The 22,612-nt window shown below is 60.6% G+C and carries 19 protein-coding genes and 1 pseudogene; 11 read left to right on the top strand and 9 right to left on the bottom strand.

Annotated elements, in window-relative coordinates:
- Window positions 1-2 precede the first annotated feature (2 nt).
- From ABIC09_RS13670 to ABIC09_RS13660, 3 genes are all read left to right on the top strand, one after another.
- Window positions 3-920, top strand: a complete 918-nt coding sequence (locus tag ABIC09_RS13670) for an ABC transporter permease (protein WP_148749128.1) — start codon at window positions 3-5, stop codon at window positions 918-920.
- A gap of 1 nt (window position 921) precedes the next feature.
- Window positions 922-2,742: an ABC transporter ATP-binding protein gene (locus ABIC09_RS13665; protein ID WP_354109577.1), complete on the top strand. Its 1,821-nt coding sequence runs from the start codon at window positions 922-924 to the stop codon at window positions 2,740-2,742.
- Window positions 2,743-2,918: 176 nt separating this feature from the next.
- Entirely contained in the window at window positions 2,919-4,706 is a 1,788-nt protein-coding gene (locus ABIC09_RS13660; protein ID WP_354109576.1) for an adenylate/guanylate cyclase domain-containing protein, read from the top strand.
- 1,080 nt (window positions 4,707-5,786) lie between these two features.
- On the opposite strand, the gene ABIC09_RS13655 is transcribed toward ABIC09_RS13660, so the two are convergent.
- The 3 genes from ABIC09_RS13655 to ABIC09_RS13645 all read right to left on the bottom strand — a co-directional run bounded on the left by ABIC09_RS13655 (window position 5,787) and on the right by ABIC09_RS13645 (window position 7,446).
- A complete protein-coding gene (locus ABIC09_RS13655) occupies window positions 5,787-6,275 on the bottom strand; it encodes a hypothetical protein (protein WP_354109575.1) in 489 nt (162 codons plus the stop codon).
- A 137-nt stretch (window positions 6,276-6,412) separates the two neighbouring features.
- A complete protein-coding gene (locus tag ABIC09_RS13650) occupies window positions 6,413-6,820 on the bottom strand; it encodes a hypothetical protein (RefSeq protein ID WP_354109574.1) in 408 nt (135 codons plus the stop codon).
- Window positions 6,821-7,113: 293 nt separating this feature from the next.
- Window positions 7,114-7,446 (bottom strand): hypothetical protein, encoded by a 333-nt coding sequence (locus tag ABIC09_RS13645; RefSeq protein WP_354109573.1) that lies wholly within the window; start codon window positions 7,444-7,446, stop codon window positions 7,114-7,116.
- Between the two features lie 475 nt (window positions 7,447-7,921).
- Between ABIC09_RS13645 and ABIC09_RS13640 the strand changes: the two genes are divergently transcribed.
- On the top strand, window positions 7,922-8,134 hold the full coding sequence (locus tag ABIC09_RS13640) for a hypothetical protein (RefSeq protein ID WP_354086494.1): 213 nt from the start codon (window positions 7,922-7,924) through the stop codon (window positions 8,132-8,134).
- Window positions 8,135-8,269: 135 nt separating this feature from the next.
- On the opposite strand, the gene ABIC09_RS13635 is transcribed toward ABIC09_RS13640, so the two are convergent.
- Together ABIC09_RS13635 and ABIC09_RS13630 are read right to left on the bottom strand one after the other, a co-directional pair.
- Window positions 8,270-9,052 carry a DUF2182 domain-containing protein gene (locus ABIC09_RS13635; protein WP_354109572.1) on the bottom strand — a complete coding sequence of 261 codons (783 nt, stop codon included), beginning with the start codon at window positions 9,050-9,052 and terminating at the stop codon, window positions 8,270-8,272.
- Between the two features lie 49 nt (window positions 9,053-9,101).
- Window positions 9,102-9,734, bottom strand: a complete 633-nt coding sequence (locus ABIC09_RS13630) for a DUF1326 domain-containing protein (protein ID WP_148749122.1) — start codon at window positions 9,732-9,734, stop codon at window positions 9,102-9,104.
- A gap of 438 nt (window positions 9,735-10,172) precedes the next feature.
- Here ABIC09_RS13630 and ABIC09_RS13625 point away from each other — a divergent pair.
- Window positions 10,173-10,292 (top strand): annotated as a pseudogene (locus tag ABIC09_RS13625) (IS5/IS1182 family transposase); the annotation flags it as partial.
- A gap of 150 nt (window positions 10,293-10,442) precedes the next feature.
- Here ABIC09_RS13625 and ABIC09_RS13620 read toward each other — a convergent pair.
- Window positions 10,443-11,849: an amidase gene (locus ABIC09_RS13620; protein WP_354109571.1), complete on the bottom strand. Its 1,407-nt coding sequence runs from the start codon at window positions 11,847-11,849 to the stop codon at window positions 10,443-10,445.
- Window positions 11,850-12,131: 282 nt separating this feature from the next.
- Between ABIC09_RS13620 and ABIC09_RS13615 the strand changes: the two genes are divergently transcribed.
- Both ABIC09_RS13615 and ABIC09_RS13610 read left to right on the top strand, forming a co-directional pair.
- Window positions 12,132-13,010, top strand: a complete 879-nt coding sequence (locus ABIC09_RS13615) for a phosphotransferase (RefSeq protein WP_354109570.1) — start codon at window positions 12,132-12,134, stop codon at window positions 13,008-13,010.
- Window positions 13,007-13,963 (top strand): phosphotransferase, encoded by a 957-nt coding sequence (locus ABIC09_RS13610; protein ID WP_354109569.1) that lies wholly within the window; start codon window positions 13,007-13,009, stop codon window positions 13,961-13,963. Before ABIC09_RS13615 ends, ABIC09_RS13610 begins: the two co-directional genes overlap by 4 nt.
- 24 nt (window positions 13,964-13,987) lie before the next feature.
- Here the strand turns inward: ABIC09_RS13610 and ABIC09_RS13605 are convergent, their stop codons facing one another.
- The 3 genes from ABIC09_RS13605 to ABIC09_RS13595 all read right to left on the bottom strand — a co-directional run bounded on the left by ABIC09_RS13605 (window position 13,988) and on the right by ABIC09_RS13595 (window position 16,713).
- Window positions 13,988-14,779, bottom strand: coding sequence for an inositol monophosphatase family protein (locus tag ABIC09_RS13605; RefSeq protein WP_148749118.1), 792 nt, complete (start codon window positions 14,777-14,779; stop codon window positions 13,988-13,990).
- Between the two features lie 64 nt (window positions 14,780-14,843).
- Complete coding sequence (locus ABIC09_RS13600; protein ID WP_354109568.1) at window positions 14,844-15,863, bottom strand: helix-turn-helix domain-containing protein; 1,020 nt, start codon at window positions 15,861-15,863, stop codon at window positions 14,844-14,846.
- Window positions 15,864-15,876: 13 nt separating this feature from the next.
- Window positions 15,877-16,713 carry a DeoR/GlpR family DNA-binding transcription regulator gene (locus tag ABIC09_RS13595; protein ID WP_354086500.1) on the bottom strand — a complete coding sequence of 279 codons (837 nt, stop codon included), beginning with the start codon at window positions 16,711-16,713 and terminating at the stop codon, window positions 15,877-15,879.
- Between the two features lie 338 nt (window positions 16,714-17,051).
- On the opposite strand from ABIC09_RS13595, the gene ABIC09_RS13590 reads away from it, so the two are divergent.
- From ABIC09_RS13590 to ABIC09_RS13575, 4 genes are all read left to right on the top strand, one after another.
- Window positions 17,052-18,395, top strand: a complete 1,344-nt coding sequence (locus tag ABIC09_RS13590; protein WP_354109567.1) for an aspartate aminotransferase family protein — start codon at window positions 17,052-17,054, stop codon at window positions 18,393-18,395.
- A gap of 219 nt (window positions 18,396-18,614) precedes the next feature.
- Window positions 18,615-19,781 (top strand): glutamine synthetase family protein, encoded by a 1,167-nt coding sequence (locus ABIC09_RS13585; protein WP_354109566.1) that lies wholly within the window; start codon window positions 18,615-18,617, stop codon window positions 19,779-19,781.
- Window positions 19,782-19,963: 182 nt separating this feature from the next.
- Window positions 19,964-21,136 (top strand): iron-containing alcohol dehydrogenase, encoded by a 1,173-nt coding sequence (locus ABIC09_RS13580; protein ID WP_354109565.1) that lies wholly within the window; start codon window positions 19,964-19,966, stop codon window positions 21,134-21,136.
- A complete protein-coding gene (locus tag ABIC09_RS13575) occupies window positions 21,133-22,359 on the top strand; it encodes a Zn-dependent hydrolase (RefSeq protein ID WP_354109564.1) in 1,227 nt (408 codons plus the stop codon). The genes ABIC09_RS13580 and ABIC09_RS13575 overlap by 4 nt, the downstream gene beginning before the upstream one ends.
- Window positions 22,360-22,612 lie beyond the last annotated feature (253 nt).

Genomic DNA, 22,612 nt, shown 5'->3' with positions numbered 1-22,612 from the left:
CCATGACGGCCACCACGGTCATTGCTGCGGAGCCCGAGCCTCGATTGGCGCGCATCCGGTCTGTCAATCGGAGGATACTGGCTGCAGCCTGGGGCATGTCGAGCTTCAAGGTCGGCTTCTTCGTCTTCATCGCACTGCTGCTCGCATCCGCGATCTATCCCGAGGTGTCGTCGGTCAGTGCCACCAAGATGGTGGTGAAGGACAAGTTCCTGGCGCCGGTCTATTTGGGCGACAAATGGACCTGGGATCACGTGCTGGGCACGGATCAGCTCGGCCGCGACATCCTGATGCGGAGCCTGATCGGGCTGCGCTATTCGCTGCTGGTCGGCATCGTCACGGTCCTCCTGATCTTCATCATCGGCTGCGGTCTCGGCCTGTTTGCAGGCTTCAAGGGCAAGTGGTGGGACACCATCATCATGCGGATCACCGACGCCCAGCTCTCGATTCCGATGATTATCCTGGCGATCACCATTCTCGGCGTGTCGCGGCCGACTGTCCCGACCATCATCATCGTTCTGGCGCTGTCCGGCTGGCCGCTGTACGCGCGCGTGGCCCGCAGTGCCGCGGTCGCCGAGCGCGGCAAGGAATATGTGCGTGGTCTGCGCGTGCTTGGGGCCGGAGATTGGCGCATCCTGTTGCTATTCGCAGCACCCAACATCCTGCCGCCGATTGCCTTCGTCGCGGTGCTCGACGTTGCCCGCATGATGATATTCGAGGCGATCCTGGGCTTCCTTGGGCTCGGCATTCAGCCGCCGACTCCAAGCTTTGGCAGCATCATCGCCGATTCCCGCAAATACCTGCTCAATGCCTGGTGGATCGGGACCATCCCGGGCATCTTCCTCGCCGTCGCGCTCACCTCGATCAATCTCATGGGCTCGGCGCTGGAAAAGGCGCGCAACCGCATCTATGGAGGTCTTTGAGATGGATCTCTCGCGCATTCTCGAAATCGACGATCTGACGGTCGGCGCCATGACGCCGGGGTCGGCTCCGATTCTCGATCACATCAGCTTCAGCCTCAGCACGTCGGAGATTTTCGGCATCTACGGGGAGAGCGGTGCGGGCAAGACGGTGCTCAGCCGCGCGCTGGCGAACTGGTTGCCGGAGAGCCTGGAATATCGCGCCGGACGGGTCGCCTTCGCCGGACACGACATCCTCGGTGCCGGTGCGCGCGAAGTGCGGATCGGACGCGACATCGCCTATATCGGCTCCAAGCCGCAGAGTTCGCTGGATCCGACGGTGCCGGTCGGGGTCCAGATCGCGGAGAAGCTGCACAGCGTCAGGCCTGAATGGAACGGACGCGAGTGTCGTGACCGGGTCATGCAGCTGCTCGGCGAGGTCCGAATCCCGTCGCCAAAGGAACGTTACTGGGACTACCCGTCGAAATTCTCCGGCGGCATGATGCAGCGCGCGATGATCGTGGACGCCATTTGTGCCGAACCCGCCGTGCTCATCGCCGACAACGTGACCCAGCCGCTGGACGTCACCATTGCCGCGCAGATCGTGGCTTTGCTCCATGACCTCTGCATGCGGCACAAGATGGCGACGATCTACCTGTCGTCCTCCTTGCCGACACTCGGCCAGTTCGGAGACCGGACGGCCGTGCTGTACCAGGGCCGCTTCGTCGAGCAACAGCCATTCGAGGAGCTGTTGGCTTCGCCGCAATCCGACTACGCGCGCAAGGCTATCGCGAGCGTGCCACGGATGTGGGAGACGGCGGAGGGCCCGCTTGCTCGCCGTCAGGCTCAAGGCGAAGCCCCGCTGATGAAGGTGGAGAACGTCCATCGCACCTATCGCGCCCGCAAGCGCGGCAGCTTCAACACTTACAGCAATGTGCAGGCCGTGCGTGGCGTGACGCTCGACATCATGCCGCGCGAGAATTTCGGCATTGTCGGTGAATCCGGCTGCGGCAAGTCGACCCTGACCCGTCTGCTGGCCTGGCTGGAGACGCCCGACAGCGGCAGTATCGTCTTGAATGGGACCTCGCTCGGCGCGCTGTCATCGCGGGACCTGATCCGCAAGCGCAACGAGTTCCAGCTTCTCTTGCAGGACCCCTACAATGCCTTGCCGCCGCGTACCACGGTCGGCCGCATGATCGAGGAGAGTCTCCTGATCCGCAGCCGGGTCCCGCGCGCCGATTTGCGGAAGCGGGTGATCGCGGCGATGGCCGAAGTCGGTCTCGCCGCGGAGCTCTACGATCAGCTGCCGAACGCGCTCTCGACCGGCGAGCGCCAGCGCATCTCGATCGCAAGAGCCCTGATTCTCGATCCCAAGCTCCTGATCCTCGACGAGACCTTGTCGGCGCTGGACCAGCGCGAGCAGGGCAGGCTGATCGAGTTGTTCTCGAAACTGCAGGAAAAGAACGACCTCACCTACGTTTTCATCTCGCACGATCTGGCGATGGTGCGGAAGGTCTGCACGCGGATCGCGGTGATGTATCTCGGCGAAATGGTCGAGATCGCCGACAACCATGATCTGTTCTTCGATCCGCAGCATCCCTATACCAAGGCGTTGCTGTCGGCGGCTCCGACTCTGGAAGAGAAGCCGTTCGATCCCTCCGATTTCCTGCTGGAGGGCGAGCCGCCGAGCCCGATCGACATCCCGGCGGGTTGCAGCTTTGCATCGCGCTGTCCGAAAGCATTCGGCCGTTGCCGGGTGGAGACGCCGAGGCTCGTCGAGCATTCGCCCGGGCGCTTCGCTGCCTGCCACTTGCTCGATGGCGATCAGGCACAGGCTGCGGCCTAGAGACGAGGCCGCGAACTCATAAACCCGCTGGACGGACAGCTTGTCAGTGTCCGCCATGCCCCGATAGTTGACGGGTTGCGTAGCAGCGAAACGACGCTCTGGGCCAACACCAGACATCGTTCCAGTAGGCATCTTGGCCGTTCTGTCGTATAATTGGGTGCCCGAGGCCCAGTGCTATGGTACAAGATCGCCCCGCCCCGATGGAGCGCAGGTTGGCAGCGATATTGGTTGCTGACGTGGCTGGCTATTCGCGGCTCATGCACGATGACGAAGAGGCTACACACGCCAAGGTCACGGCGCTCCTAGCCCACGTTGTCTTACCAGCGATTGCCGAGCACGGCGGACGTATCGTGAAGAACACCGGCGATGGGTTCTTGGCGGAGTTTACAAGCTCCGTTGAGGCGGTTCGAGCCGCTGTGCAGTTCCAAACGCGCATCAACGAACTTACAAAGAACGAGGAGGAACACAGACGTATTGCCTTCCGCGTAGGCGTGAACATTGGCGACGTGATCGTCGAGCCACATGACATCTTTGGCGACGGCGTTAACATCGCGGCTCGGCTTGAGGGCATCGCCGATTCAGGCGGCATCTGCATATCCTCCGCTGCCCACGATCAAGTCAGAGGCAAGGTCGGCATTGAGTTCGTCGATCTTGGCGAACTCACCCTCAAAAATATCGCCCGGCCCGTCCGGGCCTTCGCCCCGGCCCGGGATAGACAGGCGTTCGGATGGGCTGAGCGGGCAAAACCGGTCTCGCTTTTGCCACCCCGTCTTTCGATCGTTGTATTGCCTTTCGCAAATCTCAGCGGTGATCCGGCGCAAGACTACTTCGTCGATGGCATCACCGAGAGTCTGACCACAGACCTCTCCCGCATCAGCGGCTCCTTGGTTATCGGTCGGCACACCGCGTTCACTTACAGGGGCAAGTCAGTCGATCTCAAGCAGATTGGTCAGGAACTCAATATCCGCTACGTGCTCCAGGGGTCGGTCCAGCGTGGTGGAAGCCGCCTCCGGGTCAATGTGCAACTGACGGATGCCGAAAGTGGCGGCTATTTGTGGGCCGAGCGTTTCGACAAACCGGTCGCCGACCTGCTGGAAATGCAAGACGAGATCGTGGCCAGACTTGCCCGGACTCTCGACGTCCAATTCGTTGCCGCAGAGTCGCGTCGCGCGGCAAGAAGGTCAAGTCCTGACGCGGCCGACCTCTATTTCCGAGGCCGCCATTCCATGAATAAGGGATTGACACCCGAATATCTGGCAGAGGCTCGCGGTTTTTTTGAACAATCCCTGGCGATCGATCCCGATCATACCGACGCCCTGAGCAGGACGGCGACGGTTGAGGCCGCACTCGGAGTATTATTCTTAACCGACCGGCCCCACGAACATCTGGCAGCAGCCGAGACAAAGGTGCTGAGGGCGCTATGCCTTGCGCCGGACCATGCCTGGGCTCATTTCACCTTGGCCATTGTCCTCATCTGCACCAATCGCGTAGCCCACGGTACCGCTGAGTGTGAGCGAGCCTTGGCGCTGGATCCCAACTTGGCTGACGCTTACGAGATGCTGGGCGTTGCGAAAAACTACATGGGTTGCGCTGCCGATACCGAGGCCCACATCAATGAAGCCCTGCGGCTCTCTCCTCGCGATATCTCCGCGTTCCGGTGGATGAATACGGCCGGCTTTTCCAAGCTGCTGATTGCTGCCGATGCTGAGGCAGCCGTCTGGTTTGCTCGAGGAATCGAGGCCAATCGAAATTATCCGCTGCTGCATTTCGGATACGCTGCAACGCTCGCGCTTCTCGGGAGGTTAGACGAGGCGCAAGTCGCGGTGAAAGCAGGACTAGCGCTTGATCCAGGGTTTACCATCCGCCGCGTCAAAAGCGCTCCCGTGATCGGCGAGGCGGCGTTCGTCACCGGAATCAAGCGCATTGTTAAAGGAATGCACATTGCCGGAGTCCCGGAAGGATAATAGCGGCGATCGACCGACCTCCAAGTTAGCAAGAGGACGAGGTCCGCTTCGGGTCAAAAGCGCAGTTTGGCGCTCATCTGCAAACTTCCGGTCTGCCACTGTGAGCCGACATTTAGCAGCGCGGAATCAAGGGCAGCCATGACCAACAGGCGACATTGCACGCTTAGGATGATATGAAAGAGTCGCCAAGTGAGGCGGTCTAACGGGAGAAGCTGATGCCAAATTGGATAGGACCACTCCTCGCCCTCATAGCTCTTGTCGGGTTTATTGGCTTTGCGGTTCGGCAGGGCACAAAGACGTCACGAGATCGGACAGACAATGGTGGCAGCGATCTGCCGGGGATGGGCGGCGGCGGAGATGGAGCTTAAGCCGCCGCTAGAATGAAACTAGCCCACCGAGGGTCGAGTGCCGACTCTCGACGAGATGCTCATCGATTGTCCGTTATGGGTCAAAAGCGTCGGTCTAGCGCTCGGCCGCGAACTTCCGCTCTGCCCGTCTGAACCGACATGTAGCGGCACTGGGGCAAAGGCAGCGATGGGCCACAAGCGGTCCTCGGCCGGATGCGCACGGCAGGTCAGCTATGGGCCAACAGCGGACTTCGAAATTGAAAGAAGCCGCTGATTGAAGCGGCCTTACCGGACTGCGATTGCCGTCAGGATTGCAGCGGCACCGACGGCCGAACAGCTAAGGAAGAGCACAATATTTGCTCCCTTCCAGGCATTCAGTCGCGCCCGTGTATTTAACGTCCAAATACTGTTGCCGGCTGCATGCAGCTGCTTCGCGGCTAGAACGCAGCTCCACAATCCGCCACACCACGCGAACAGGAAAGCAATGTAGCAAATGGTTCTCACGTAAGCGCTCATGCGACCAGTCCGAAGATGTGTGTCACGTCATGCTACCAGCCACGTCTGATCGTAAAACGGGCGCGTGAACCGTCAACCATGCCAAATGCTAGAATTTGAATGAATAGGCGAGAGGTCGGCTCAGGGTCAAAAGCGCCGCTCTGGCGTGGCCCACCGCTTCCGTTGACGTGGTGCAACTATCTGTCAGTTGATGGGGGTGATCTTTGGCCGCTCGCGTTCAATTCCCGAGCTGTTCAGTTTGTGATGATCTTGGCCTTCCCGCCAGCCGTCTCGGATGCCTCAAGGCATGCTTGTACTCGGATCGGGAAATGAACGGCCAAGCATTGTAGTCTCCAGCCGCAAGAAACTCGGAGGCACGATCGTGAGAAATCGTGTTATGCCAACTCAGCCACATCGGGCGAGCACGTCGTATGGGGTGGAGGCCGGGCAATGAAATCTTCGGCCAGCGGTACTCAAAGTCGCCGTCGAGAAACAAAATCCAGCGCAGCACTTCGCGTTTCCAGACCGGAGCGATGCTGTGACGTCCGACCAAGCGATGCTCCTTCATATCGCTGTAGAGGAGCCACGACATGTCTGTAATCGCCCAGATCGCCGGGTCCCCGTCGTCCACCGGCGTAGCGCGTTCAAACTGATCGTTGGTAATCCCGCCGACAATCAGGTGTCTAAGGTTCCCCGAAAGCTGGTCGCGTGCTGCGCGATCTATCATCCTGCTACTCAGATCCGACCGATGGATCATTCACCCGGCAAAACCTTCCGTCAAGTTAGCAGCTTTGCTTGCAGTTGAGAGAAATCTAGTGAAGGCCGCTTCGGGTCCAAAACCGGACGCGACCAGATGGTTGAATTTCAATATCCCGCGATCAATTCCTGAGCGACCAACGCTTCGCCGCCACTGCGCATTTCCAGAGCACAGCGGACAACGCTCCCCGGAGGAAATTTCCAATGCTCGTCACTAGGATCGTACTCTGGCGTTGCTAAAACTCGGTAGACATAGGCGCCGAGCGACAGCCCAAACGTCGGGCGAATTACCTCAGTTCCCTCATCAAGTAGGGGAACATAAATCAGTGTGGTACCGGCGGCATCGTTTTTCTTCGCTAACGGCGCGGGCCGCGTGATGCGTCCAAACCTAGCGTTAGGGTGGTCAAAAGTATGGGGGATCGGCTTCTGGTCGCATTCGCCCATCTGAAACCTGACGCAATGCAGTTGCTGGCGAAAAGCGCAGGTGCAGGGACGGGTCTTGTTATCTTTTTGCATCTCGGCTTCGCGCTGCGGATGGGCGGGGACCTTGGTTGCATAAATGTGATGTCTCTACCATGTGTACCAATAAATGCTCGACTTTGATGAATGGCACCACCTCCGCTATGGGGTCAAAATGCACAGACCTCAACCTTGGGCAAATCTCGTCCGCCATCCCTCAATGAGCCGACCTCGTGGATAAGTGCCGCCACTTCGCCGATGGGCAAAGCGGAAATGGCTTCGGGCTTACACAGATGTCGAGTTAAGCGCGTGGTCAATCTTCGGGCGCCGCGATGACGGACGCAGGGCAGTTATTCATCACTCGTCTTCGTTTGTCGCCTGAGCAACCGTCGCTCAATCACTTCGCCTAGTGGCGTATCCGGTGATTTGCGAGACGCCTTCAGCTTCTTCATTCGACCTCTGCGCAATGCTTGCGACTGGGCTTCATCGGCGACTTCGTCCGCAACGGCCCCCTGCGCAGCGATGAGGGCTTGTCGCACCGCCCGCCGCTCATCCTGATGCGAGAGCTGCTTGCTGCGCGGAATGTTCTTTCGACTACTCTTCTGATTTTCGCCGTAGGTGTTTCGTCGGTCGTTGGCGTAGCTCAGTTGCTTCTTTTCCCGTGGAGTTTTGACCTTACTCACGGCTTGCCTCCGGGCTAGCCGACATTCTGTTGGCGGATTGCGCGACCAACATCCTGCTTCGTATCTAAATATTTGAGGAGGCACCTCATCAGAAGAACGACAGTCCCGACCGGCAGTAGAATGTACAATGGGAGCGGCAGGAGCATCACGACGATGATCACAGCCGCTTGCCATCCGCTAGCGGGCTTCGAGGAGGCAATGAACTCTTTCAGTGCTCTGAGGGCCATGGTGATTGCACTCGGTTAGGTAGTTTCACCATACCAAACGTCCCCCAGACCAATTAAAAAACTAGCCCGAAGTTCACTGGCTTTTGATGGGTCGCGAAGTCCGGAATGGACATCGCAGGAGCAAGTGCCAAGGTCTGCTAAGGGCCATTAACGGAATCGTAGCGCTCTCGCTATTTGGAAGGCTTCTTGGTGCAAAGGCAAGTATGCTGCCATTTGCAAGGTAGGCCCTGTTCCCGCGAGATGGTTCTATGGACGCGAAATCAGCCACACGATTTAAACAGCACGCAGAGCGCGTCATTGAGGAGTTGTCCCTAGCGCTCTCGCTCGCCAAAGACGCTTCTCCAGCCGATGAGTTTGCGAGATTGAGAACATCAGTTGGCGATATCATCGCTCGGATAGACACCATGCTTCAGGACAACATCTACAAAGAACATCCCGGTCTGGATGACATGGCAGACTGACCGCTAACGTCCGCTGCGGGTCAAAAGCGCCGTTCCGGCGGTCGGCCGTCCGCTTCCGATCTACCCCGATGAGCCGACAATTTAGTGCTCCGCCCCGGCTTCGTGTTCGGGCCATGCGCAGACGCCCTTCGACAATTAAGCAACGAACGCGCGGGCAAGTAGAAACACGCCCGAAGCGCTTAGCGCGACACCGGCGGCGCGGCTGAATGCGCGGCCGTGTGGCAGCAATTTCTCGCATGCGACATAGAGGGCGATGCCCGCAATCCAGACAAGATTCATAACCCCGCTAACGAACAATAGCGCCATCAGGAACCAGCAACAGCCGAGGCAGTAGCCTCCGTGCCGGAGTCCCATGCGTAGTGCGCCCCCTGCACCGTGTTGCCAGTACCGGCTTAGGAATAGTACCGGGCTCTGGCAGTAGCGCAGGCAAGCATGCTTGACCGGCGTGAACTGATAGAGTCCTGCGGCGAGCAGAATGACACCGCCGAGTACCGGGCTGGTGCTTGCCATAGCCATGGACAATAGCCCGACGCGTTCGAGGCCCCACTGCGTCAGGATCGCGAAGAGGCTGAAACCTGCCCACACCAGCAGATAGCCGCCCAAAAAAAGCCAGGCCTCCGCCGAGGGATTGACGGAGGTCACTTGCTTGCGGCGGATTGCCGTGAATAGCAGGATCGTGGGAGCAGCGCTCGGCACCATCATGGCGATCATCATGACCCACCACATGACGAACACGAGCGCAGCGTAGAACGGCGACCACGGCATCGGCATATCCATTGCCATGTCGGGCATGTCGGCGTCCATGCCTGCCCCGGTGGCCAGATATGCCCACGCCAGCGCCACCACGACAGCCAGTCCGACGCCGACGATAAGGCGGTCGCGCCGCAGCAGGTATTCCAAGGCCAACAGCTCAGCCATTGGGCTCACACACGCCTAGGTCAGATCAAAGACAGAACCTTACATGGCATCAAGCCGCAACACCGTCAGGCGTCTGTACGACGTTTGCGAGAGAGCTGTGCGTGCCTTTCGTGTCGAACTTGATCGCCCCGGTCGAGCGGATGTTGGCCGAGGCCACCTCGGCGGCCTTGTGCTCGAACCCTTCCGGCATGACGACCTGGATGCGATGTGGCGTACCGGTCACCGGGTTCTTGATCGGCTCGACCTCCGTCTCCAGCACGCCCTTGGCGACGAGCTTGGCGACGCGCCCGTTCTTATCGAAGGTGAACTCGAATGGCACGAAGACCGGATCGTGGATCTTGGTGACGATCAGGCTGAAGATATGGAACAGCGTGCCGTCGGCTGAATGCTTGCCGGAGAAGATGTTGAACAGGGCCTCGCGCTGCTCCGCCGTGGCGCGCTCGTCGATGATCGGCTGCATCTGCCCGTTGCCCTCATGCAGTGCGCCGGGAAAATCGACGGTTGCGGCGAACACCAGGCCGTCGAGCTTGGTACTCCCGAAATGTCCTTTGGTGATTCTCATGCCGACCAAGCCCTTGCAGCTGCCGTGGGTCGGCGGCGCATTGAAATCGCAGGGGCAGCCAAATGCACAATTGCAGTTCTTGATCCATTCGCCTTCGAGACGCCAGTCAGATGCAGCCATGACGCACCTCCCATCGCGTTGTCCGCGGGACCATTAAGCCGCTTGATAATCCATTTGCGTCGAAAAATCCGGAGCAATGCGGGATCGGGACTTGATCTGAACGACATGCATCATTCCGGGAAGCCATGCGACGGCTAACGGACCGGCGACCATGCTGTCCCAATCATAGAAGCATATCAGCCCGCGTTCTGAGCGTACAGGTGCATTCGACGCTCTTATCGGGCAGAGCCCTTTGGTAGAGCCGGGCCGATTTCCGGTTGCAAACAGCAGTTAGCCGCCAACAATCAGCTCAGGCTCAATGTAAAGGTTCGCCAACGAAACCCCTGGCGGTAAGCGCGGCACAAAAAATAATAAGGCGCACGCTGACCGGACGCATCGCGACGTTCGCAGAAGCAGCCTAACGGGCACGTTTCGTGTTTTACGACGACGCGAATGTCGCTCCTCAGCGCCTTGCTTTCCAAAACCATGTTGCTCGCGGATGGCTATGACGCCGACTGGCTCAGGGAGCTTGCTCGCCAGGAAGGAGCATGGGCGAACACTCCGCCGAAACGAAATCGCAAAGTGTGATGATCGCACTCTGCCAGTGTTTTGCCCGACGTGTCAAATCGATTCGCAAAATCCGCAAAGCCGCGCCGACGATTTTCTACTGTGTATGGGGTTGTTTTCGATTTTCTGTTGTCCGGCCTGGAAGCCTCAATGCTCTAGCGATCAGGGCCGTGGCTTGAACGGCCAATCCATCTTGACTTGACGCATATCCTCCAGCGCCTTGGTCACCTGCAGCACGCCAAGATCGTCGAAGCGATGGCCGATGACCTGGACACCGATTGGCAGATGCCGGGAATCGAACGCCATGCAGACCGTCGAGGCGGGCTGGCAGGTCTGGTTGAACATGGCGGTGAACAGCGTGTGCTCGAGCGGCATCTCGCGGGAGACGCCCGGCTCCTCGGCCGGAAAGTTCACCACCGGCAGCGTCGGTGAGATGACATAGTCCCAGCCTTCGAAGGCCGCCAGCAGCGCCGCTTTCATCTTGGCGATCCGGCCGAGTGCCCGGTAAAGGTCGGTGCCTGAGTGCTTCGCTCCGCCCAGGCTCCACGCGCGGACGTAGGGATTGATGTCGCTTGGCGCGTCGCTGTGTGGGGGCAGGGACGTGTATTCGAGATAGCCGCGGACCTGAAGGAACAAGTCGATGGCCTCATAGGCGTCATGATCGAGCGGCGAGGTGAACGGCTCGACGATCGCGCCTGCTCCGGCCAGCAGCTTTCCGGCCGCCTCGACGGTGTTGCGCACGATCGCCTCGGGCTTCATGCCAAAACCCATGTCGGTGAGGACGCCGATCTTCAATCCCTTCACATCGCGCGCGAGGCGCTCGTGATAGCGCACGCCGTCGGCTGGGAGGCTCCAGGTATCGCGCTCGTCCTGCCGCGTCAGCACGCTCAGCAGGCGTGCGACGTCGTCGACGCTGCGGCCCATGGGACCGGCCATGCGCATCGTATCGGCCGGCAGATGCGGCACGCGTCCGTGCGTTGGTTTCAGCCCGGCGAGGCCGCAATGCGCGGCCGGCAGGCGGACCGAGCCCGCGATATCCGTACCGACGGAGACATATCCGGCGCCGGCCGCGACCGACGCGCCGGCGCCCGCCGACGAGCCGCCGGTATTCCAGGCAAGTCCCCAGGGGTTGCGGGTGATGCCGTGCAGCGAACTGATGCCTGACGCCATCAGGCCGCAATCCGGCATGGTGGTTTTTGCAAAGATCACAGCGCCGGCTTCGTGCAGCGCGATCGCCGGTGGCGAATCGTAGTTTGAGGGCGGCAGGGCGCGGTTGGCCCCGATACCATGAAAGTAGGGCCAGCCGACCATGGCGACGCTGTCCTTGACGGTCATCGGAACGCCATCGAGCGGACCCAGCGGAGCTCCGGCCTTCCATCGGGCTTCAGACTGTTGCGCGCTGGCCGTGGCCTGCTCTGGACGGAAGCTGAACAAGGCGTTGATCGCGGGATTGACGTCTTCGGAATGGCTGAGGACGGCTCGCAGCACGTCTACCGGCGATAGCGCACGCGAGGCGTAAGCCTCGGTCAACTCGGCAAGGCTCATCCCGATCAGTTCTGCAGCAGACATGGTGGCCTCAATGAGTAGCGTTCCGGATCACTGTCCCGGATAGCGAAAATAGCCTGCGTTGGGGTAGAGCCGCCGCTCGAACGGCATGTTTTGGTGGAGCGCGAGGCATCCCTTTTGCATCTGTCCTGATCAAAATCAGTCCTGATCAAATTTGGCGGACATGAAGGTCGGCTGAACGGCAATCGCAAGAGATCAGAAGTCGCCATGAGTCAATCTGGAACGGAACCGGCCACCATCCGGAATACCATTGCCGGGCTCCCAGGATGGGGGTCCGGAGACATCGTGATCGAACCCGCCATCCCGATCCTGGCTTCGCCAAGCTGGCGAGGTGTCGACGGCTTTCCCTGGCGCGCCACCAGGAAGGGCGGTGGCGTGAGCATCTTCATCAAGGCCATGGATCGTGATGCGAAGCTCTATATCGACGTGGCGTGCGCCTTCGAGGCGGCGCAGCGTGCATCCGATCTCGGCATCGGGCCCAAAGTGCTGATGGCTGACCCGAAGGCCGGCCTGCTGGTGATGGAGGATCTCAACCAGGGCTGGCGGGTCGGTACATTGGAACGGATGCTCGAGCCCGAGATCGTTGACGCCGTCATTGCGGCGATGCGCCTGTTTCAAGCCGGACCACCGCTGCCACGCCGCAAGAGTGTCTTTGACGAGATTGAGCATTTCTATGCTGCGGCGGCGGCCGCGAAGGCCCAATTGCCGTCGGATGCCGAATGGCTGGTCAAGGAGTTGCGCTTTGCGGCCGACGCCTTCCGAGCGCTGGATATCAAGGCGGTGCCGATCCATGGCGACGGCAATGTGTCGAATATCCTGATCAGCGACGCAGGCGAGGTTCGTCTGATCGATTGGGATCGCGCGACAACGACCGACCCGTTGGAGGATATCGGCAGCTTCCTGGTCGAGGCCTGTGCACAGGAGCCCGAGGCACGCGACGTTTTCACCCGCAGCACCGCGATCTTCGAGGAGGTTGCATTCAACCGTGCGCGGATTTACGGCGTGGCTGATGATCTGCGCTGGGGATTGATCGGCGCGCTGCTCGCCGCCAAATCGGCACGCAACACGCTGGAGTTCTACAAATTTGCCAGTTGGCGCTTCGTGCGTTGCCGCATGGTGGTTCGGGAGCCCCGCTTTGGCGAGATGCTTCGGAGGATAGCATGACCGTTCGTAGAAAAGTTGGTGAGGGGACCACGCTTCACGAACGCAACATCGAAGCCGCAATCGCTCGCGTCCCGCAATGGCGCGGCAAGGAGGGCGCCTACGCGCCGCTGGTCGGCGGCCTGTCGAACCAGAACTGGCTGGTCGAGATTGCCGGCGACGGGCGTCGCTATTTCGTCAAGGTGCCGGGCGAGGGCTCGGAAATGTTCATCAATCGCGTCACCGCCAACGAGGCCGCGCGCAATGCCCATGCCATGGGTGTCGGGCCGGAGGTCGTCTTCTTCGACGCGGCGGACGGGCTGGAGATCAGCGAATTTCTGGAGGGCTATCGCGCCTGCACCAATGCGGATTTCGGCGATTCGGCCATCCAGTCCGACGTTCTCGATCTCTATCGTCGACTGCATGGCGGCCCCAAGCTCGGCCAGACCAAGACGATCTTCGACATGATCGAGGAACACATCGAGCAAGGCAAGGAACTGGGGTCGCATTTCCCGCAGGACATGCCTTGGCTGATGCACCGTTACAATCAGGCCAAGTCAGCCTTCCTGGCGTCGGGCCTCGATCTCGTGCCGTGCTTCAACGATCCCATGCCGGGAAATTTCCTCATTTCGGCCGAGACCGGCGCGCCCAGGCCGATGAAGCTGATCGACTACGAGTTTGCCTCCAACAATGAGCGCAGCTACGAGCTCGGCGTGTTGTTTGCCGAAATGTTCTTTGACGAGAAGCTGACGGAAGCCCTCATCGAGCAATATCTGGGCGAGGTTCGTCCGCAGATGATTGCCCGCGTCATTCTCAACCGTGCGCTCGCGGACATGAAATGGGCCTCATGGGCGGTCGTCAACCGCAAGCTCAACAGCTGGGATTTTGACTACCAGAAGTACGGTGTCTGGAAATACATGCGCGCCCGGGACGTGATGTATGATCCGCGCTGGGACAGCTGGTTGCGGCTGGTGTGAGCCGGCCCGGGCCGCCTCTCGTGGCTATTGCTTCAGGACGGTCAGGGCCTGTTTGAGCAAGCTGTCGTTCGCTGCGGCGATCACGCGTCCGTCGGAGTCCGGTGTGAGCGGCCGCCCATCCCAGTCGCGTATGATTCCGCCGGCGCCCTCGACCACGGGAATCAATGCCATGAAGTCGAACGACTTGAGCGACGTCTCGACGACGAGATCGCAATGGCCGGACGCCAGCAGCCCATATTGATAGCAATCGCCGCCAAATCGTCGGAACATGGCCTTCTTGCTCAGCAGATCGTAGCGAGCCCAATCCTGCGACGTAAAGAAGTCCGGCGAGGATGTGTAGATCTGCGCGTCTTCCAATCTTGCCGTGCGGCTCACCTTGGCCGGCTTGCCGTTGAACGTGACCCCACGCGGCGTGCCGTACCACCGTTCGGCCAGCGCCGGCATGTCGATCATGCCGGCGACAACCGACCCGTCGCGCTCATCGGCCAGCGCGACAAGCGTGCCGAACAGCGGCATTCCGGAGATGAAGCTCTTCGTTCCGTCGATCGGATCGAGATACCAGGTGTAGCGATCGCCCAGGGTCGATCCCATTTCCTCACCGAGGATGCCGTGATCGGGGAAGCGCGCGCCAATCAGGCGGCGTAATTCCACTTCGATCGCGCGATCGGCGATCGTCACCGGCGTCAAGTCCTGCTTGCGTACGAAATCGACGCTGGACCGAAAGTAGGTCAACGCGATCCGGCCGGCCATTTCGGCGAGTTCATCGAAGAACGAAGCGAGTTCGTTCGCGGAAATCTTGTCTTGAATGTCGTCCAATGCTCGCTCCAGGGGAAAGCGCGTCGCGCAGAGCTGCGCAACGGCTGGCCTTGGGAATTCGGCTCTAAACCGTCTCGCGAAGCTCTTGCTTGTGGACGTCCCAATACGGAGATCCGAAAGCCCTGCGTGAGGAGGCCAATCGTGGCGAAGACGATTCGTTCGGTTCGGCAGCACCGGGCCGGGGCGCGGCTTCCGGCGCCTGGCGAACGTCACGCGGGGCCACCTTGAAGTGACGGCTGAAGCAGCGCGAGAAATGCGAGACGTTCTTGAAGCCCACTTCGTAGGCGACCTCTGACACGGTACGGTGGCCCTTGGGATCGGCAACCAGGATTTCGTAGGCTCGCTGCAGCCGCTTGGTCTGTACGAACTGGCTGACTGTGGTCTCGTTGTCCGTGAACAGACTGTAGAGATAGCTCAGCGAGATTCGGCTGCTGGCCGCAATTTTCTTCGGTGAGAGGGACTGGTCGCCGAGATGGATTTCGATGAAATCAACGATCCTGCGACGCAGATGATAGCGCGCATTGCGGACGTCCGTGGCGGCGCCCCGGTCCTCCGAGCCGATCGTGAGCGCTACGAAGCTGATGACTTCGGTTGCAAGCGCCTGTGGATTCGGCGCCGGAAGCTCGATGAACAGCTCGGCCACGTTTCCGATCATTCCGGCCAGAAGGCGGGTCATCTGTTCGTTTGGCTTGAAGCGCCGGCTGATGTGATCCTCGATCGACACGAGACGTCCGCGCAGCTCCGCGGCCGGGATTCGAAGCACCAGAAAGCGAGCGGCCTTGTCGGTCGACAATTCGTAGAAGGCGAGTTCACTGAGCAGGACATACTCGCCGGCCCTGGCAATACCGACGCGGCCGTCCTGGCTGAATGCCACACAGCCCGTCAGGGGAAAGACAAGCGCATAGGAAGCACCGTGGATGCTGGAGGTGCGTTTCCAACTGCAGGTGAAGGCTCGGTGCGGCTCGACGAGTTCGAGATCGAGGCGACCGATCCTGGTTCGTTGATGCAGCGCAGGACCCTTGTCTCCGTCACCATCAAGGCCGGTATACTCCTCGCGAGAAGCAAGAGATGTGAGGCTTGCCATGGTTTGGTCTTTCTCAGGGTTGGGCAACAATCAACTCCGTTCCGGCTTCACGGAGTGCCGTTGCCAGAGATCCTTCCGGATGCCGATCGGTAACCAGACGGTCGATATCGGTCCATTGCGCAAACACGGTCAGAGCGCGCTGGTCGAATTTGCTGTGATCGGCGACCAGGATCGCTTCCGCAGCGCGCTTCACCATCGCGCCATAGATCGCGCCAGCCTCGTCATCCGCATCGTTCGCGCCCCGGGCGCTGATGCCTGTCGCACTCACGATGGCACGGTTGGCCTCGTAGCTGTTGATGTTGGCGATTGTCTGTGTACCGAACACGTAGCCTTCGGTCGGGTGATAGCGGCCCGGGCAGCACAGCACCCTGATGGAGGAGTTGACGGCGAGCGCGCCAGCAATCGCATAGTCGTGCGTGATGACCGTGATGTCGCGCGCGCGCAAAGCCAATCGTCTCGCGACGTGAAACGTCGTGGCGCCCGCGGCCAGCATCAGGACTTCGTTTGGCAGAACGAGGTCGGCGATCACGGCGGCGATCGCTTCGCGTTCGGCGATCATGAGCGCCTTGCGATCGGTGAGAGCCGGCTCGAGCGCAAACGGGCGGGAGGCGCCGCCATAGGTCCGGTTGATGAGCTTCTGTTCCTGAAGCTCAACGAGGTCACGGCGTATGGTTTCGCCGGATACACCAAGCGACGCCGCAATCTCGGAGGCGCGCAGGGTAGGGGCGGCGGTGAGTTGCGCGATGATGTGCTTGTGGCGCGCCAGCTTCGAGAGGCGATCGCCATCGGTCTTTCGTGGCCGCTTGTCGGCCCCGGAGGCGTCGCTGGTCTGTAGCGGCTCGCTCGTCATTGGGGTGTCCTCACCTGCCCAGCCGTCGGCACAAGGAATTCTTTCTCACGGTAGATTGGAAAGATACACTAATTTTGTGGCAACTCCCTCAAATTTTGTGCAGCCAAATGCCCGATATCGCCGCAAGTCACGTCGGCATCGGCTTAATATATTGAAAACAAAATAGTATTTCCGAACGCCAGAGGCTGTGTGCCTGAGGCTCTGATGTTTCTTGCCTCTGATCAGCTTGACGTTGTGGGAATTCACACATTTCTCCAAGCTGGTCGTGGAATGGCTGCGGCACGATCGCTGCAGTGATCGCTTTGACTTGCGCAAGGCGCGGTCAGAGGAGGCGTGCGGTGCAGAAGGAACGAGAAATTCTGGCGTTGAACGCCTTCGACCAGAGCCGCGCGTCCGCGATGGGCGCCGAACTCGGGGAGGCGGTGCAACGACGCCTGCGATCCTTCGGCAAGGCTTCGGTCCTGTTTTACGAGGAGCCGATCCGAATGGAGCGCGCCGAAGGCGTCTACATGTTCGACCTCGAAGGCCGCCGATATCTCGATCTCTATAACAACGTCCCGTCAGTCGGGCATTCGCACCCTCGCGTCGTCGAGGCCGTTCGCCGCCAAGTCGGCGTGGTCAACATCCACACGCGCTATCTCAACGACGTGGTCGATGTCTATGCGGAGCGCTTGCTGGCGACCTTTCCATCCGAGATCGATCATCTGGCGCTGACGTGCACCGGGAGCGAGGCTAACGATCTGGCGCTGCGGATCGCGAAGGTCGCAACCGGCCGGGCCGGCTTCATCGTCACGGAGACGGCGTATCACGGCAATACTGCAGCCGTGACCGATGTATCGCCGTCCTCACGTCCCGGCCAACCATTGCCGTCCCATGTGCGGGTGGTGCCGGCGCCTGAGATGTTCCGCAATCCCGTTGGCGATCCCGGTCGGCGTTTCGCCGACGGTGTTGCTGCGGCAATTACCGATCTCGAGCGAAGCGGTGTCGGGTTTGCAGGGCTGCTGGTGGATACGATCTTTTCGAGCGACGGTGTCTATTCCGATCCGGCCGGCTTCCTGGCGCCGACCGTGAAACTCGTCCACGAACGCAAGGGCCTGTTCATTGCCGACGAGGTGCAGCCCGGTTTTGGACGCACAGGTGCAGCCATGTGGGGCTTCGCGCGTCATGGTGTCGTCCCCGACATCGTGACCATGGGCAAGCCCATGGGCAATGGGTTCCCCATGGGAGGCGTCGCTCTGCGTGCACCATTGCTCGATTGTTTTGCGGCGGAAGTGAAGTACTTCAACACGTTCGGCGGCAACCCGGTGGCCGCTGCGGCGGGGCTTGCGGTGCTCGACGTGATCAATGATGAGGGCCTGTTGCAGAATGCGCGCGAGGTCGGACGTCATCTGATGGACGGATTGCGCGAGATCGGCAATCGGCACATCCAGATCGGGGATGTTCGCGGTGCCGGTCTGTTCATCGGGCTCGAGCTCGTAACTGATCGTGACAGCAGGGAGCCGGCGCCGGAGCTCGCGATCACGCTGATCAACCGCCTGCGCCAGCGCGGCTTCCTGATCGGCGCCGCCGGACCATTCGGCAGTACGCTCAAAATTCGTCCGCCGCTGTGTTTCGGCACGGATCACGCGGATATGTTCATCACCGCCTGCGACGAAGAGTTGCGCGCGATCTTGGCGGCTTGAGGGGCTCGTTCGAAGTTCATGGATGCAAGAAACGTAAAATCCGCCGCCGATGCCAGGGCTCTGGTCGAGGAGCGAGGCCTGTCCCACGTCAAGCTTGGGATTGTCGATCTTGACGGCGTCATTCGTGGAAAATATCTCGCGCGTGACAAGTTCTTTGGCGCATTGGAGGGCGGCCTCAGCTTCTGCGACATCATCTTCGGTTGGGATTCCAACGACCAGATGTACGACGCCGGCAAGTTTACCGGGTGGCACACGTCTTTTCCGGACGCCACTGCCCGCATCGATCCGGCGACCTGCCGCGATATCCCGATGGAAGAGAACATGCTGTTCTTCCTCGGCGAGTTCGAGGGCGAAGCGGAAAAGCTGTGCCCGCGCCGGCTGCTCCGCCGGGTCATCGATCGTGCCGAAGGCATGGGATTTGCCCCGTCAGTGGCGGCCGAGTTTGAATTCTTCGTGTTCGATGAAACGCCACACAGCGTGCGGGAAAAGGGCTTTCGCGGGCTGAGGAATCTCACGCCGGGCTGGTTCGGCTATTCCATGCTGCGCGCCTCGGTGGAGTCGGAGTTCCATCGCTCGCTGCTCAAGCTGTGCGACGAGATGGATATGCCGATCGAGGGTCTGCACACCGAGACCGGCCCCGGAGTCCTGGAAGCGGCGATCCTGTACACCGATGCGCTCGCGGCGGCGGATCGCGCGGTGCTGTTCAAGACCTTTTCGAAAGTCTGGGCCGAGCGCCAAGGCAAGATGCTCACCTTCATGGCCAAATGGTCGAACGCGTATCCCGGCCAGTCCGGGCACCTGCATCTCTCGCTGCGCGACAAGGACGGCAATCCGGCATTTTACCAGAGCGGGCGTCCAGGCAACATGTCCGATACCATGCGCTGGTTTGTCGGCGGTCAGCAGGCATTGCTGCCGGATCTGCTTGCGATGGTTGCGTCCACCGTGAACAGCTATTCGCGTCTGGTACCGGGCTTCTGGGCACCGACGGATGCGACCTGGGGAATCGAGAATCGAACCTGTGCGCTGCGGGTCATTCCAGGCAAGCCGGCTAGCCAACGAGTCGAGTACCGGGTCGCCGCCGCCGATATCAACCCGTACCTTGCGATTGCCGCGGCGCTGGGATCGGGACTCTGGGGGATCGAACACAAGATCGAACCGAGCGAGCCAATCGTCGGGAATGCCTATGAGCGAAGTCACCCGCCCGAGCGTGTGTTTCCGCGCACGCTGTCGGAAGCCGCCGAGCGATTGATGGCTTCGCAGGCGGCCCGCAATCTGTTTGGCGACGTCTTCGTCGATCACTACGCCATGACACGGCAGTGGGAGGAGCGCGAATTCCGCAAGGCCATCACCGATTGGGAGCTTGCTCGCTATTTCGAGATCATCTGATCCCGCTTCTCCTTCCCTCGAACGAGTAACTTTCCGTGAACGACTTTGTCTGCATTTCACCGATCGATGGCAGCGAGGTTGCCCGCCGCCCAATCGCAGCCACCGGCATGTCGGGCCTCGGCTTTGAGGCGCTGACCCGACCAAAATCATTCCACCTTCGCATCGAGCACTGAGAGCCGCATATGGATGTCCAAATCACCGGGGCCTGGAATTTTCCGACACGCGTCATCGCCGGTCCGGGACGCATCGCCGAGCTTGCCGAGGCGTGCGGGACATACGGCCTTGCCAGGCCTCTGCTGGTGACCGACCATGGTCTTGCCAAGACCGACCTCATCGCCGGCATCGTCAGTCGCGTTCGCGAGGCGGATATCCCGCTCGGCGTATTCTCCGACGTGAAGGCCAATCCGACGGAATCGAATTTGCGTGCGGGTGTTGCGGCATTCAAGGCGGGCGGCCATGACGGCGTGATCGCGGTCGGGGGAGGTTCGGCGCTGGACGTCGGAAAATGCGTTGCGTTCATGGTGGCGCAGTCGCGACCTGTATGGGACTTCGAGGACGTCGACGACTGGTGGACCCGCGCCAACACGAATGGCATCGTACCGATCATCGCCGTGCCGACCACGGCCGGCACGGGTTCCGAGGTGGGCCGTGCCGTCGTGATCACGCGCGAGGACGCGCATGAGAAGAAGATCATCTTCCATCCGATGATGATGCCGAAGATCGCGATCGAGGATCCCGAGCTTGCAATTGGGCTCCCGCCGTTTCTGACGATGGCGACCGGCATGGACGCGCTGTCGCACTGCTTCGAGGCTTATTGCGTCAAGGTATTTCATCCGCTCGCCGACGGCATTGCCCTTGAGGGGATGAAGATCGTCGACACCTACCTGCCGCGTGCGGTCGAGAATGGTCGCGATCTCGAAGCCAGATCGTACATGTTCGCGGCTGCGTCGATGGGAGCTACCGCGTTCCAGAAGGGACTGGGCGCAATCCATTCCGTTTCCCATCCGGTCGGTGCGCGCTACGACACCCATCATGGACTGACCAATGCTGTGGTCTTTCCTTACGTCGTTGTCTGCAATAAAGATGCGATCGCCGACAAGATTCCGCACATAGCTCGCGCGCTGAATTTGCCGAACCATGGTTTCGATGCGGTTTTGTCCTGGATCCTGGCCTTGCGAAAGAAGCTTGGCGTGCCGCATACTTTGGCCGAGCTCGGTGTGAAGGAGAGTGACGCCCGGGCAATTGCGGCCGATGCGGTGAAGGATCCGACCGCGGGCGGCAATCCCCGGCGGTTGACCGAAGCGGAGTTCGAGCAACTGACGCTTGCAGCCATTCGTGGCGATCTCGGAACATGATCGCGTTGCACGATCTCATCGCAGGCTTTGCGGCGTTTGGTGCAACCGATGACGGCGGCGTCTGCAGGCTTGCAGCAACGGCGCTCGACAAGCAGGCGCGAGATCTGTTTCTGCGCGAGATCGGCGAACGCGGCCTCGCGCCGAGGATCGATGCGATCGGCAACATGTTCGGCGTCGCAATTCTTGCCCCTGCGTCGGACGACGTCGTGATCACCGGCTCGCACCTCGATTCTCAGCCGACGGGCGGTCGATACGATGGTGCCTATGGTGTGTTGGCAGGACTCCTTGCGGTGGAAGCGGTCAGGGAGCGTTGTCTTGCGACCCCCGGCGCCGCACGACGTAATCTGGCTGTCGCAAACTGGACCAATGAGGAGGGAGCCCGTTTTCAGCCCAGCCTGACCGGTAGCTCCGTCTTCGCCGGCAGCTTGAGCTTGCAGAATGCCTATGCCTGCGTAGACGGCGACGGCGTCACGCTCGGCGCTGCGCTGGCCGCGATCGGCTATTGTGGTGTCACGCCACTCGAGCTTCGCCCGGTACGCTATGTGGAACTTCACGTGGAACAGGGCGATCGGCTTGAGCGGGCCTCAGGGGACATTGCCGCGGTTTCCGGCGCCTGGATGACCCGCAAGATATCGGTCGTCTTCGAGGGTGATTATTCGCATACGGGACCGATGCCGATGTCGATGCGCCGAGACGCGCTGCGCGCGGCCGCGCGTGCGATCGAATCCCTCTATGTCGAAGTCGCGCGCGAGAACGCCGGCGCGCATGCCTCGGCGGCTCGCATCAGTGTCTACCCGAATTCGCCGAATGTGGTGGCGGGCCAAGCGAGGGTCTGGTTCGAGATCCGACACGAAGACGAAGCCGTCGTTGTCGCTATCAGTGACCGATTTCTGAAGCGGATCGAGCGAGAGGCTCGCGAGATCGGAGTCAGCATCTCGATAGCCGCCGACGAGAGGCGGTCGGCCCCCTTGCTCGATCCGGCTGGTGTCGAGTTGATCATGGCCGTTGCGAGCGATCTCGGCTGCAAGGCCATGACTCTCAAGACCATCACGGGGCATGATGCCCTGGCGATCCAGAAACGCATTCCGGCTTCACTCATATTCGTGCCCAGCCAAGGCGGCCTCAGCCACAATCCGCGTGAATTCACGGCACCTGAAGCTCTCGACAAGGGCTACGCCGTGCTGGTCGAGACATTGTGGCACATGGTCACTGCGCAAGAGTGACGCCCGAACGGGCCAGCGCTTGAACCACCTTGCACAGTTTTGCTACAGTCCGGCACGAATTGCGGCAATTTCAGCTGCAACAACGCGCTTGACTTAGTATCCGATCTCAACGACCGTATCGTGCAAGCGTAGGGCACGACGGCCCATCAACGCGGTGAGTTCAACCATTTCCAACGCCACGCTTTCATCGCGTGTTTGGTTGGCGGCGAGGGCGCCCTCGGCTTCACAGCCGACGGGCGTTTTTTTGTTTTGG

Origin of the sequence: Bradyrhizobium sp. S3.12.5, assembly GCF_040548225.1 — a bacterium.
GTDB classification, from domain to species: domain Bacteria; phylum Pseudomonadota; class Alphaproteobacteria; order Rhizobiales; family Xanthobacteraceae; genus Bradyrhizobium; species Bradyrhizobium cytisi.
The sequence above is the reverse complement of the archived record's forward strand: the minus strand, read 5'-3'. Positions and strand labels throughout refer to the sequence as shown.